At 58.2% G+C, this 13,532-nt stretch carries 13 protein-coding genes; 9 read left to right on the top strand and 4 right to left on the bottom strand.

The window, feature by feature from the left end; translation table 11 throughout:
* Positions 1 to 26 precede the first annotated feature (26 nt).
* The 3 genes from mtaB to CRO62_RS16955 form a co-directional block, all read right to left on the bottom strand.
* A complete protein-coding gene (gene mtaB / locus CRO62_RS16945) occupies positions 27 to 1,301 on the bottom strand; it encodes a tRNA (N(6)-L-threonylcarbamoyladenosine(37)-C(2))-methylthiotransferase MtaB (protein ID WP_097100958.1) in 1,275 nt (424 codons plus the stop codon).
* On the bottom strand, positions 1,298 to 2,200 hold the full coding sequence (gene dapF / locus CRO62_RS16950) for a diaminopimelate epimerase (RefSeq protein ID WP_097100959.1): 903 nt from the start codon (positions 2,198 to 2,200) through the stop codon (positions 1,298 to 1,300). The genes mtaB and dapF overlap by 4 nt, the downstream gene beginning before the upstream one ends.
* Before the next feature lie 122 nt (positions 2,201 to 2,322).
* A complete protein-coding gene (locus CRO62_RS16955; protein ID WP_179784554.1) occupies positions 2,323 to 3,438 on the bottom strand; it encodes an MBL fold metallo-hydrolase in 1,116 nt (371 codons plus the stop codon).
* Positions 3,439 to 3,720: 282 nt separating this feature from the next.
* Here CRO62_RS16955 and ffh point away from each other — a divergent pair, with 282 nt between their 5' ends.
* The 5 genes from ffh to trmD all read left to right on the top strand — a co-directional run bounded on the left by ffh (position 3,721) and on the right by trmD (position 7,512).
* Entirely contained in the window at positions 3,721 to 5,292 is a 1,572-nt protein-coding gene (gene ffh, locus CRO62_RS16965; protein WP_097100960.1) for a signal recognition particle protein, read from the top strand.
* An 11-nt stretch (positions 5,293 to 5,303) separates the two neighbouring features.
* Positions 5,304 to 5,621: a chorismate mutase gene (locus CRO62_RS16970; RefSeq protein ID WP_013636924.1), complete on the top strand. Its 318-nt coding sequence runs from the start codon at positions 5,304 to 5,306 to the stop codon at positions 5,619 to 5,621.
* A 33-nt stretch (positions 5,622 to 5,654) separates the two neighbouring features.
* Positions 5,655 to 6,032, top strand: coding sequence for a 30S ribosomal protein S16 (gene rpsP / locus CRO62_RS16975; protein WP_003516612.1), 378 nt, complete (start codon positions 5,655 to 5,657; stop codon positions 6,030 to 6,032).
* Between the two features lie 204 nt (positions 6,033 to 6,236).
* Positions 6,237 to 6,803 (top strand): ribosome maturation factor RimM, encoded by a 567-nt coding sequence (gene rimM / locus CRO62_RS16980; RefSeq protein ID WP_097100961.1) that lies wholly within the window; start codon positions 6,237 to 6,239, stop codon positions 6,801 to 6,803.
* 4 nt (positions 6,804 to 6,807) lie between these two features.
* Positions 6,808 to 7,512 carry a tRNA (guanosine(37)-N1)-methyltransferase TrmD gene (trmD, locus tag CRO62_RS16985; protein ID WP_097100962.1) on the top strand — a complete coding sequence of 235 codons (705 nt, stop codon included), beginning with the start codon at positions 6,808 to 6,810 and terminating at the stop codon, positions 7,510 to 7,512.
* Here trmD and CRO62_RS16990 read toward each other — a convergent pair.
* Complete coding sequence (locus tag CRO62_RS16990; protein ID WP_097100963.1) at positions 7,494 to 8,240, bottom strand: sulfite exporter TauE/SafE family protein; 747 nt, start codon at positions 8,238 to 8,240, stop codon at positions 7,494 to 7,496. The genes trmD and CRO62_RS16990 overlap by 19 nt on opposite strands.
* A 268-nt stretch (positions 8,241 to 8,508) precedes the next feature.
* Between CRO62_RS16990 and rplS the strand changes: the two genes are divergently transcribed.
* The 4 genes from rplS to CRO62_RS17010 all read left to right on the top strand — a co-directional run bounded on the left by rplS (position 8,509) and on the right by CRO62_RS17010 (position 13,482).
* On the top strand, positions 8,509 to 9,048 hold the full coding sequence (rplS, locus tag CRO62_RS16995; RefSeq protein WP_097100964.1) for a 50S ribosomal protein L19: 540 nt from the start codon (positions 8,509 to 8,511) through the stop codon (positions 9,046 to 9,048).
* Positions 9,049 to 9,369: 321 nt separating this feature from the next.
* Positions 9,370 to 11,034, top strand: coding sequence for a type I secretion system permease/ATPase (locus CRO62_RS17000; RefSeq protein ID WP_323455508.1), 1,665 nt, complete (start codon positions 9,370 to 9,372; stop codon positions 11,032 to 11,034).
* Positions 11,027 to 12,340 carry an HlyD family type I secretion periplasmic adaptor subunit gene (locus tag CRO62_RS17005; protein WP_097100966.1) on the top strand — a complete coding sequence of 438 codons (1,314 nt, stop codon included), beginning with the start codon at positions 11,027 to 11,029 and terminating at the stop codon, positions 12,338 to 12,340. The genes CRO62_RS17000 and CRO62_RS17005 overlap by 8 nt, the downstream gene beginning before the upstream one ends.
* A 179-nt stretch (positions 12,341 to 12,519) precedes the next feature.
* Positions 12,520 to 13,482: a rhizobiocin gene (locus CRO62_RS17010; protein ID WP_097100967.1), complete on the top strand. Its 963-nt coding sequence runs from the start codon at positions 12,520 to 12,522 to the stop codon at positions 13,480 to 13,482.
* Positions 13,483 to 13,532 lie beyond the last annotated feature (50 nt).

Raw genomic sequence — 13,532 nt, forward strand, 5'->3', positions numbered from 1 at the left:
GTTCCCGTGTCTTTTCCTGTGCCGCTTCAGGCCGCATCCGCTGCCAGAAGCTTCATGTTCAGATGTTTGCCGTTGTGGCCGGTAATCTCAACCTGCGCAAGAGTGCGCGGGAGAAGATCGGGCGCCGCCACCAGCGTGAAATTGTCGGTATGCGCAAAACCGGTGTTTTCAACGAGGATCGTTTGCGTCGAACCGACCATGTTTTGCAGATGCACGAGCCTGAGTGCCTCGCCACGTTCACGAAGCCTCGCTGCCCGCTCCTTCACCAGCGCACGGTCGAGCTGCGGCATACGTGCAGCAGGCGTGCCGGCACGCGGGCTGTAGGGAAATACGTGCAGGCTGGAAATGCCGCATTCTTCCGCAAGCGTCGCGGCGTTTTCGAACATCTCTTCGCTCTCGGTCGGAAAACCGGCGATCATATCAGCACCGAATGCGATATCCGGGCGGAGCGACCGCACCTCGTGACAGAAACGGATGGCATCGGCCCGTAAATGACGGCGTTTCATGCGTTTCAGGATCATGTCGTCGCCATGCTGGAGGGACAGGTGCAGATGCGGCATGAAACGCGGTTCACCGGCAATCATATCCATCAGATGGTGGTCAGCCTCGATGCTGTCGATGGAGGATAGCCTGAGCCTTGATATCTCCGGCACCTGCTTCAGCAATGTCTTGGCGAGAAGCCCTAGCGAAGGTTCGCCCGGCAGGTCGGCACCGTAGCTGGTAGCATCCACGCCGGTCAGCACGATTTCGCAATAGCCGCTTTCCACCAGCCTGCGCGCCTGCTCGACCACAGCGCCCATCGGCACGGAGCGGGAATTGCCCCGCCCATAGGGGATGATGCAGAAAGTACAGCGATGATCGCAGCCGTTCTGCACCTGAATGAAGGCACGGACATGCCCATCAATGTGCTTGACCATCTGCGGCGCCGTCGCCTTGATGCTCATGATGTCGTTGACGCGCAGCTTTTCTTCCGCCGAAACGCCGAAATCCGGCAGCGCGCGATAGGAGGCGCTTTTCAGCTTTTCCTCATTGCCCAGCACTGCATCCACTTCGGGCATCTCGGCAAAGGTCTGTTTTTCAGTCTGGGCAGCACAGCCGGTCACGATGATGCGCGCATGCGGATTGTCGCGCCTTGCCCGGCGAATGGCCTGGCGCGCCTGGCGCACCGCCTCGCCCGTCACCGCGCAGGTATTGACAAGCACGGCATTGTTGAGCCCGGCCTTTTCGGCCTCCGCCCGCATCACTTCCGATTCATAGGTATTGAGACGGCAGCCGAAGGTTATGACCTCGACGCCGCTCATATGGCCCCCTGCTCAGCCACGGCATCGCGCGACCACGCGCCGCTGATGGGATCGACCGTGCCGGACCATTCCCATTCGGCCGGCCCGGTCATGATGACGTGGTTGTCCTCGCGCCACTCAATTGTCAGCGGCACACGCACGGGGCTGGAGGCGACATCGATGGTGACCTTCCTGCCCGTGCGGCCGGTGCGCGCAGCGGAAACAGCAGCAGCACATGCGGCAGAACCGCAGGCGAGCGTCAGCCCGGCGCCGCGCTCCCAGGTGCGGGTGCGAAGCGCGCTATCGGAAATCACCTGCGCCAGCGTGATATTGGCCTTTTCCGGGAACATCGGGTGGTTTTCCAGAAGCGGCCCGAAGCGTTCCAGATCGAACTCCATCGGATCGCGATCCACCCAGAAAATGGCGTGCGGGTTTCCCATGGACATGACGGCGGGCGAATGCAGGATCGGCGCGTCGATCGGCCCGATCTGCAACTCGATGCGGCTCGTATCGTGGAACTCTTCGGAAAGCGGAATGTCGCTCCAGCGAAAACGCGGCAGGCCCATATCAACGGAAATCATGCCGTCTTCATGCTCGACGGCGTTCAGGATGCCCGCCACCGTCTGGAAGGTGAAGGTGGTCTTGCCGGTCTCCGCGGACAGCGCCTGCACCACGCAGCGCGTGCCGTTGCCGCAGGCCTGCGCCTTCGTGCCGTCGCAATTGAGGATATCGATGAATGCATCGGTGCCGCCGACACGCGGATCGTGGATCGCCATGATCTGATCGAACTGCGTGGCGGGATCGGCATTGAGCGCGATGGCCGCCGCAGGCGTCACCATATCCCTGCGGCCGCGCATGTCGACAACGAGGATCTTGTTGCCAAGCCCGTTCATCTTCGCAAATTCGACCGTATCCGCCATCGTACTGAACCTGAAAAACACCTGAAACCGGATTAAAAGACGGGCTTTGCCCGCACTTTCGCTCTATATGGCGGAAAGGACGGCAAATTACCAGACTGTTGCGGCGCAAACCGCTGAGCCGCTCAGGCGGAAGGTACGTCGAAGACCTTGCCGGGACGCATGGGCTGGAAGCGGCTCTCATCTACCCCCTGCTCAGCAAGCGCTGCTTTCAGCGCGACAAGAGGAGCTTCGACCGCTTCATCGGTCAGTTGCACAGTGCCCCAATGGTGGCCGCAGACATGTGCCGCACCGCAGATCTTCATGCCTTCCACGGCTTCCGCCGGGTTCTGGTGCTGGCCCTTCATAAACCAGCGCGGCTCATAGGCGCCGAAAGGCAGGTTGGCGAGACGGAACTCACCGTGTTTCTTGCGCGCGGCGTGATAATTGAGGCCGTCGTGAAAGCCGGTATCGCCGATATGATAAATCTTGCCATAAGGCGTTTCGATGACAAAGGCCGCCCACAGCGCCATGCGCCGGTCGTTCAGCCCACGCGCGGACCAATGGTGGCACGGCTCGAAATGAATTTTGACCGAACCAATCTCAAGGACATCGCCCCAGTCTCCCACCTTGATGCGCGCTGCCTCGACGCCGGTGCGGATGATGGCGTCATTGCCAAGCGGCGTGATGAAAAGCGGCTTGTGCGCGACATGCAGGCGCTTCAGCGTTTCCATATCCAGATGGTCGTAGTGATTATGCGTCACCAGTACCAGATCGATCGGCGGCAAATCCTCAAAACGGATGCCGGGCGGGTTGACGCGTTTGGGACCGGCGAAGCTGAACGGGCTGGTACGCTGCGACCACACCGGATCGATGAGAATATTCAGCCCTGCCGTCTGGATGAGAAAGGAGGCGTGACCGACGAAGGTGACGCGAATGTCCTTGCCGTCGAGACGGGGCTCCGGCTTTGCGAACGGAAACGGGCTGGGGTAGTTTTCCGGCCACGTAGCGCGCTCGCCGTTGAAGCGCCATTTCAGGAGGCCCATGAAATTACCGGGCGGCGAACCGCCGGGATTGAAGAAACGCACCCCGTCGAAATGATCGGAGACCGGCCCACTATAATAGGCGCTGGCGTTAGAGCGGCGCGCAAACAGGCCGCCGCCCGCAAGAGCAAGCAGACCAAGTGCGGAAAAACGAAAGAAGTTTCGACGTTTCATGGGAAAGGTATAGGAAGCCAGGCGACGCCGTTCAAGCACCGCCATCGCAGCTTTCGTCTTATCACGTAAAGATGACAGGGCATGCTTTGCCGCATGAAAACCGGCACTCCCTTGACTTTCACGGCACTTTCCTGTTTATCGCGGCCAATCAGCTGGCAGTTTCACGACTCCAAGCCGCCGACCGGGACCCGCAAAGGTATAAAGAGATCCCGGAGGTCAACACCCGACAGCGCGATGCGCCCTCGGGTGCTTTTTGGCTTTGCGTCTTGTTTTTGGCAGCGAAAGCACCGACGTTTCGGAGACCCCGGAACGAAGAAGGAAGAAACGATGTTTGAAAACCTCCAGGACCGCCTTGGTTCCATTCTGAATGGACTGACCGGCCGTGGCGCGCTGACGGAAGCCGATGTTGCCGCCGCCCTGCGCGAGGTTCGCCGTGCGCTTCTGGAAGCGGACGTTGCGCTGGAAGTCGTGCGTTCCTTCACCGACAAGGTGCGTGAAAAGGCAGTCGGCGCAGCCGTTCTGAAATCCATCAAGCCCGGCCAGATGGTCGTCAAGATCGTGCATGACGAACTTGTCGAAATGCTCGGCACCGAAGGTGTCTCGATCGACCTGCATGCGGCCGCCCCCGTCGTCATCATGATGGTGGGTCTGCAGGGTTCGGGCAAGACCACGACAACAGGCAAGATTGCCAAGCGCCTGACCGACCGCGACAAGAAGAAGGTGCTGATGGCATCTCTCGACACGCGCCGTCCGGCCGCACAGGAACAGCTTCGCCAGCTGGGCGTGCAGACCGGCGTCGATACGCTGCCGGTCATCGCCGGCCAGTCTCCGACAGATATCGCCGCACGCGCCGTGCAGGCCGCCAAGCTCGGCGGCCATGACGTCGTCATTCTCGACACCGCCGGCCGCACGCACATCGACGAACCCTTGATGCTGGAAATGGCCGACATCAAGAAGAAGTCCAACCCGCACGAAATTCTGCTGGTCGCGGATTCGCTGACCGGTCAGGACGCGGTCAACCTCGCGCGCAACTTCGATGAACGCGTCGGCATCACCGGCCTCGTGCTCACCCGTATGGATGGCGACGGGCGCGGTGGTGCAGCCCTCTCCATGCGCGCCGTCACCGGCAAGCCGATCAAGCTGATCGGTATCGGCGAGCGCATGAACGAACTCGACGAGTTCCATCCGCGCCGTATCGCCGACCGTATTCTCGGCATGGGCGACATTGTCTCGCTGGTCGAGAAGGCCGCCGAGAATATCGATGCCGAAAAAGCCCGCGCCATGGCCGAAAAGATGGCCAAGGGCAAGTTCGACCTCAACGATCTCTCCGACCAGCTTGCCCAGATGAAGAAGATGGGTGGCATGGGCGGTATCATGGGGCTGATGCCCGGCATGGCCGGCATGAAGGACAAGATGGCTTCCGCAGGCCTCAACGACAAGATGTTCGACCGCCAGATCGCCATCATCTCGTCGATGACCAAGGCCGAACGCGCCAATCCCGATATCCTCAAACACAGCCGCAAAAAGCGCATCGCCGCCGGTTCCGGCACCGATGCCGCCGAAATCAACAAGCTCTTGAAGATGCACCGTGGCATGGCCGACATGATGAAAGCCATGGGCGGCAAGGGCAAGGGCGGCATCATGAAGCAGATGATGGGCGGCCTTGCGGGCAAGATGGGGCTTGGTGGCATGATGGGCGGCGGCATGCCTGATCTGTCGAACATCGACCCGAGGCAGCTCGAAGCGCTTCAAAAACAGGCTGAAGCTTCCGGTCTTGGCAAGCCGGGCGCAATGCCCGGTCTCGGTGGTCTGCCCGGCGGGCTACCCGGTCTGGGCGGGACAAAGCTGCCGGGTCTTGGCGGCATGCCGGGCCTGCCCGGCTTCCCCAAAAAGAAGTGAGGGCGACGCCAGTGAACAACGCAGAAGTGAAAGCCCAGCTTTCCGAATACCGCCAGTCGATCGACAATATCGATGCCGCACTGGTTCACATTCTTGCCGAACGTTTCCGCTGTACCAAGGCGGTGGGCGTGCTGAAGGCAAAATACAATTTGCCGCCGGCGGACCCGGCGCGCGAGGAATACCAGATCGAACGCCTTCGCCGTCTGGCAAAGGATGCCAATCTGGATCCGGATTTCGCCGAGAAGTTTCTAAACTTCGTCATCAAGGAAGTCATCCGGCATCATGAAGCAATAGCCGCCGAACATGGCGGTAATGAAAAGACCGCCTGACCGGCGGACAAGCTATCTCAAGGAGTAAATAACATGGCACTTAAAATTCGTCTCGCACGCGGTGGTTCCAAGAAGCGCCCGTACTACCAGATCGTCGTTGCTGACGCCCGTTCGCCCCGCGACGGCCGTTTCCTCGAGAAGGTCGGTTCCTGGAACCCGATGCTCGCCAAGGACAACCCGCAGCGCATCGAGCTGAAGGCTGACCTCATCAAGGAATGGATCGCCAAGGGCGCACAGCCGACCGACCGCGTTCTGCGCTTCCTCGCAGAGGCAGGCCTTGCCGATCGCGCCGCTCGCAGCAACCCGGAAAAGGCACTGCCGGGCAAGCGCGCTCTGGAACGCGTTGCAGAAAAGAAGCAGAAGGCTGAAGACGCAGCTGCTGCCGCAGCAGAAGCTTCTGCTGCAGAATAATCTGCAATAGAATTTTAGAGAACGGGTGGCGTGGTTTTCCATGCCGCCCGTTTTTTGTTTATTTTGGTATCAACAAACTTTAGAGCGTCAGGAACTATGCTCTAACGCGTTGGATCTGCGCATCGTGCCCTGTGAAAATCGATTCCGATTTTCACGCTGATGCTGTAAACCAGACGCAACCAACACCAGAAGACGGACGGCCCGATGGCAAAGCTGGAAAACCCGATACTCATGGCAAAGATCGGCGGCGCACAGGGATTGCGCGGCGAAGTCCGCGTCAGCACCTATACGGACGAACCGATGGCGCTCGGCGATTACGGCAATCTGGTCAGCGCCGATGGCCGCGTCTTCGAAATTCTGGAAGTGCGCGAGGGCAAGAATGTGGTTGTCGTCCGCTTCAGGGGTATCAACGACCGCAATGCGGCGGAAAGCTTGAACGGGCTCGAACTGTTCATCGAACGCGACAATCTGCCGGATGACGAGCTGGACGACGACGAATTTTATTATGCCGACCTCGAAGGGCTGGAAGCCGTCGATGCCGAAGGCAAAAGCTACGGCGCCGTCAGCGCCGTTTACGATTTCGGCGCAGGCGACCTCCTGGAGCTGAAAGGTGCGGGCCGCCGTCCCGCCCTCATCCCCTTTTCGGAAGCAGCCGTGCTTGAAATCGATCTGGAGGCGAGACGCATTCTCATCGACCCCATGGCTGCCGGCCTGATCGACAACCCGGACGACAAAGACGAAGCCGGCGCATCGCCTTTCGGCAAGAAATAAGGCCATGACGTTCAAGGCTACCGTTCTGACGCTCTACCCGGAAATGTTTCCGGGGCATCTCGGATATTCGCTGGCGGGCAAGGCGCTGGAGCGCGAGCAATGGTCGCTTGAGGCCGTGCAGATCCGTGAATTCGCCACCGACAGGCACAGAAGCGTGGACGACACCCCGGCAGGCGGCGGCGCCGGCATGGTGCTGAAACCCGACATTCTGGCCGCAGCCATCGACCATGTTTCAGATGGAGATACGCGACCGCGTCTGCTGATGAGCCCGCGCGGCAAGCCATTGTCGCAGGACCGAGTGCGCGAACTGGCGGCAGGCGACGGCGCGATCATCGTGTGTGGCCGCTTCGAAGGCGTCGACCAGCGGGTCATAGAGGCGCGCGGGTTGGAGGAAGTGTCGATCGGCGATTACATTCTCTCCGGCGGCGAGCCGGCCGCCCTGACGCTTCTGGACGCCATTGTCCGCATTCTGCCGGGCGTCATGGGCAACGATCTCTCAGGCGTGCATGAAAGCTTCGAGGGTGGGCTTCTGGAGCATCCGCATTACACCCGTCCGCAGGTCTGGGAAGGCCGCGACATCCCAGCCGTTCTCACCTCTGGCAATCACGCCGTCATCGACAAATGGCGACACGAGCAGGCGCTGGCGTTGACGAAGCAAAGACGGCCAGACCTGCTGGAAAAGGCCAAGGTTCAAACCGAGACGAAATAATAGGCCGTCAGCACCAGCCCGACTGCAATGACCAGCCAGCGGATGATCCATTGCGGCACCCGCCTTGCCGTGTGCACCCCCATATATCCGCCAAGCGCGGCCGCCGGGAACATGATGAGGGCGGCCCACCAGGAAACGACGCCGCCGCTGACGAAGATCGTAATGGCGATGATCGCAATCACCACCGAGAGCAGGTTCTTCAGGGCATTCAGATGATGATAGCTGCCACCCGAGGTCATTCCGAGGATGGCCAGCATCATGATGCCCATGCCCGCCCCGAAAAAACCACCATAGATGGAGGCGAGCCCCTGAAAGAAGAGGCTCGGCACATTACCGGGTGAACGCTCGGCACAGGCCTTCGGCCGAAGCCACGGGCCAGCGGCAAAAACAACGGTTGCGGACAGAAGCAACCACGGCACAAGCTGGCGGAAGGAGGGGTTGTCGAGCGACAAGAGCAAAAGTGACCCCGCCAGCCCGCCGACGATGGAGACGACCGACAGGAGTATCGCCTCGCGCCAGTGGGCGCGGATTTCAGGCCCGTAGGCGATCACGGAGGTGATGTAACCGGGAAACTGCACGATCGCCGACGTGGCATTGGCGACAATCGGCGGCAGGCCTGCAAGCGTCATCGCCCCGAAGGTCAAAAAGGTGCCGCCACCGGCGATCGCATTGACCACGCCAGATAGAAAGCCGGTCGCAAACAGCATCATGATAGTAAGTACGAACATGGCCCCTCCCAAGGTTTTCATGCCATAACCGGGGAAGCGCACCTTCGCAACAGCCCGTACGTCGCCCACAATTGATAAAATATTGTCATGAAAGGGATGACAAATGGCGCTACCTCGTGTATGTGCCCGCGTGGAATTGGGGTTTTCCCCTTTAACCGCAAGCAAAGAATGGCGAACCCGCTCCTGCCGCACGGCATGGTCTGAAGGCATTGACCGACAGACGAAACGTTGAGCGCTCTGGCTGTTTCAGAAGAAATCAGAGGTTAACATGACCAATATCATTCAGCAGCTGGAAGCCGAACAGGCTGCCAAGATCGAAGCAAAGCGCACCCTGCCTGAGTTTTCTCCGGGCGACACGCTGCGCGTCAACGTGCGCGTTACCGAAGGTAACCGTACCCGCGTTCAGGCTTACGAAGGCGTTTGCATCGCCCGTTCCGGCGGCGGCCTTTCCGAGAGCTTCACCGTTCGCAAGATCTCCTACGGCGAAGGCGTCGAGCGCGTATTCCCGATCTACTCCCCGCTGGTCGAAGGCGTTGAAATCGTTCGCCGTGGTAAGGTTCGCCGCGCGAAGCTCTACTACCTGCGCGATCGTCGCGGCAAGGCTGCCCGTATCGTTGAAAACACCGGTACGCGCGCCCGCAAGCTGAACGAATCCGAGCGCCAGGCGATCGCCGAAGAAAAGGCACGTCTGGAAGCTGAAAAGGTAGCAGCAGCACAGGCTCTCGCCGCCGAAAAGGCAGCAGCTGAAGCCGCAGAAGCCAAGGCAGCGGAAGAAGCAGCAAAGGCTGCTGAAACCGCAGCGGAATAAGATTTCCATTTTGATGGATTTACGGAGAAGGCGGTCTTTGGACCGCCTTTTTTGTTGCATCGATGCGTCATAACAATCTGGTGGGCGACATAGCGTCACGTCCAGCCTTCGATCCCATCTCCGCATCGACAGATCAAGATCAAAGTCGTATTGCTACTTATCTCTTTGCCCAATTTATTTAGAACATTCTCGAATAGCATTGCCTAGTTTCACTTATTGTGCAATTTTTGCGCAGTTTTAGGTGTTGATATGTTTTTTTTTAATTCTTTTTTAACAAAAAATAAGCGCGCTTTCTTCGCTGTCGGCCTTGCCAGCGCACTCATGAATATTCTCAACCTTTCCGGCTCCCTTTTCATGCTGGAGGTTTATGACCGGATTCTGCCAAGCAAGAGTATTCCTTCTCTTGTCGCTCTCGTTGTTCTGCTGGTTATTCTCTATGCCTTTCTCGTGGGGTTCGATGCTCTGCGCGGCCGGATATTGGCGCGCATCTCGGACAATATGGACGACGCGCTCAATCAGAAGCTCTTCAGGGCATCGATCAGCGCACCACTTGCCGCCTACGGCAAGGTAGATGGGCTGCAGATCGTCGGCGATCTCGATCAGATACGTCAATTCCTGTCCGGGCCGGGACCAGCAGCTTTCTTTGATATTCCCTGGCTGCCTATCTATCTGCTGATCTGTTTTGCCTTGCATCCCTGGATCGGTTTTGCCGTGCTTGGCGGCGCCCTGGTCCTTGTCGTGTTGACGCTCATAACCAACTGGCTGACCGAAAGGGCGACCAAACAGGCCTACACGGTGCGCGGACAGAGAAATGCACTCGTTGGCAGCAGCCAGCGCAACATCGAGTCCATAAGAACCATGGGCATGATGAATGCGGTGACATCGATGTGGGACGATCTGCACTCCAAGTATCGCGCCGTCACACTCTCGACGTCGGACACGGCGGGCATGCTCGCCGCGATTTCCCGAACATTCCGTCTTTTGCTACAGTCGGGTGTGATGGCAATCGGCGCCCTGCTGGTTATCGGGGGGCATGCGTCAGCGGGTAGCATCATCGCAGGCTCCATCCTCTCGGCCAAGGCGCTAGGCCCTGTCGAACATGCAATTGCAAATTGGCGCAGCTTCATGACTGCGCGACAGGGCTGGAAACGCATCAACGAGTTTCTCGAACTCGTACCGGAACCCGCACAGCCGCTTTCCCTGCCGCCACCGAAATATACGGTTGCCATCGATCGCGTGACCGGCGGTCCGCCCAATGGTGCGCGTGATACCGTGGCCGACATTTCCTTCACGTTGAACGCGGGTGATGGCCTTGGCATCATTGGGCCGAGCGCTTCCGGTAAATCCACGCTGGCACGTTTGATAACCGGTATCTGGCCCTATGACCGCGGCTCCGTGCGCTTCGACGGGGCCGCACTGAACCAGTGGGATTTCGAGGTTCTCGGTAAATCCATCGGGTACATGCCCCAGCAGGTGGAACTGATGCCAGGCACGGTCGCGCAAAATATCGCGCGCTTCGACCGTGACGCAACGGCAGAAGCCATCGTTGCGGCCGCAAAGGCCGCTCAGGTTCATGATCTCATCTTGAACCTGCCCAATGGTTACGACACCTATATCGGCGACCGTGGAGAGGCGTTGTCAGGCGGGCAAAAACAGCGCATCGGCCTGGCGCGGGCGCTTTTCGGGGAGCCATTCTTTGTCATCCTCGATGAGCCGAACTCCAATCTGGACAGCGAAGGCGAGGCAGCCTTGCGCAACGCCATTGGCAACATAAGGGCGCGGGGCGGCATCGTGGTCGTCATTGCCCATCGTCCGAGCGCCATCGAAAGCGTCAATCTTGTGATGGTGATGACCAACGGCCGCATGCTTCGCTTCGGTACCAAGGAAGAGGTGCTTGCGCAAATCCTGCGTCAAAATATTCGCCAGGTGCCGGAAACAGAAGAAGAAGTACGTAAGCTGGAAAGCCGGGTGGGTGAAAATGGTTGAGGGAGAAAAAACCGGCGTGACGAAAACATCTATCGTCAAACACTCAACCGCCGTAGTCGTTCTTGCTGCCGGCCTTCTTTTCGGCCTGGGTGGCTGGGCGGCTTTAGCGAAGCTTTCGGGCGCGGTCGTCGCCACGGGCCGGGTGGTTGTCGAAGGCAACTCCAAGAAAATTCAGCACCTTTCCGGCGGTATCGTCAGCCAGATCAATATTGCGGAAGGTGACACGGTGGAGGCCGGTCAGGTTTTGCTGCGGCTGAGCGGCACGATCGTTCAGGCAAACCTGTCCATTGTCGAAAATACGCTCGCGCAGCTTTATGCACGCCGCGCGCGTCTGCGTGCCGAAATCTCCGACGCCACCTCTTTCACAACGCCCGAAGATCTGGCCGTCTTGACCAATTCCAAAGCTACCAAAACGTTCATCGACAGTGAACAGAACCTTTTCAACAGCCGTCGCAGTGCACTGATCGGCATGAAAAAGCAATTGGTAACGCGCAAGGATCAGCTAGCCGATGAAGCGCGGGGCATGGACGTGCAGATTGAGGCAACCAACAATGAGCTTGCGATCGTAAGGGAAGACGTCTCAAAAACACAGGAGCTATATGCCAAGGGGCTGGTAACGCTTCAGCGCCTCAACCTTCTCAAGCGCCAGCTTTCCAATCTCGAAGGTCAGCAGGGCCAATATATGGCCGCGCGTGCGCAGACGGTAGGCAAGCTGAGCGAAATGGACTTGCAGTCGCTTCAGCTTGACGAGGACCGCAACTCCGAGGTCACTAAAGATCTGACGTCAATCGAAGCGACGGTTGCGGAATACGAGGAACGGCTTGCGGCAACACGCGACCAGCTCGACCGCCTCGATATTCGCTCGCCGATTGCGGGGCGTATCTACCAGCTGTCGGTGCACAACATAAACGGCGTCATCCAGCCGGGCGAAGTGCTTATGCTGGTGGTGCCGGCAAAGGAAGATCTTGCAATCGACGCCAATGTTCTTCCAAACGACATAGACCAGATCTATGTCGGGCAGCCAGTGACCATTCGCTTCACGGCTTTCAATCAGAGCACGACGCCGGATGTAAGCGCTGAAGTCGCAGTCGTCGCCCCGGACTTGCAGACAGATTCCCGAAGCGGGGCGTCATATTACGCACTGCGCATCAAACCGAGCAAAACTGGAATGGACCATATACCAGGCGGACGGTTGTATCCGGGCATGCCGGCCGAAGTCTTCATACAGACAAGCGAAAGAAGCGTTCTTTCCTATTTTGTCAAACCGTTCCAGGACAGGCTTAGAAAGACGTTCCTGCAGGAATAAAAGACTTTCATTACATGTTTTCTTAGAAACGATTCGCAAATACACCAAAGGCGAGAATTTTTCCAAAAAAACAATTTCTCATATTGTCTTGCCATTTATAATGTACTAATTATCACCCGCAATATTTATTAAATTTAATTTCGATACATCGAATTCTCAAAAATTTATAGGAGAGTAAAATGGCGTTAAAAGTAACTTTTGGTAATGGCGGTGCGGCATCGGTTTCGTCGCTCACCAGCCTGATCGATCAGGAAGCATATAAGCTCCTCACGGAATCGACAGCACAGGTCAAAAACGGCTCTACGCTCGATTCAGGCGCTGTCAGCGTTGGCGCTGTGGCGGTTGCCGGTACCGGTGCTGGTGGCACTGTCGATGTCGGCTACGACCCCAACGCAAACGGCTTCACATTTGACGTATCCTCGGCATGGAATTCGGTGAAGAACGCTCTCGCCCAGTCTGACACCTCTGAAAACCTTAAGTTCAAGGATTTCGTACAGGTAGACGTTCACCTCGGCGGCACCGGTTCGTCCACCGTTGAAGTTCTCAATGCCAAGCGCGGTAACATCTCGACCGGCGCTGGCAATGACACGGTGAACGTTTCTGTCGTTTCAAATGAAAAGACCTGGGTAAACAATTTCAACATCGATACCGGCGCAGGTAACGACACGATCAAAGTCAAGGCCGGCACCGCATTTAACGACGCCTCTTCAGCCGGGACGGGCGGTCTTGCCGCCAATACTGGTGCTGTGAACGGCGGCGCTGGAATCACGGACGGCAGCTACACCTCCGTCAAGATCGACGCCGGTGCGGGTAACGACTTTATCGACCTGAGCGAGGTAAAGCTTGCTTCGTCGCTGGTCACCGGTGGCAAGGGCATCGACCACATCATCGCAAGCGGTGGCGCCGATACCTTCGTCTTCAATCTGGGTGACATGGCGAAGAGCTTTGCCACAGATACCATTGAAGGCTTCAACGCCTCCATGGACAAGCTCAAGCTGGTCGGTACAGTGATCGATAACTGGGCGGTTTCGACCTATGATAACGATACCGTCCTCAGCTACAACGTTACTGGCGAGCACAAGGGTGAGAAGATCATTCTCTCCGGCGTTCACCTGACCGGCAGCGATTGGTTCACGGCGTAATTTCTCTCGAAGAGAATTTCATCGGTTACCGTTTAAATGGATCATGGCCC

The sequence above is a fragment of the Rhizobium sp. AN6A genome (assembly GCF_900215635.1).
Lineage (GTDB): Bacteria > Pseudomonadota > Alphaproteobacteria > Rhizobiales > Rhizobiaceae > Agrobacterium > Agrobacterium tumefaciens.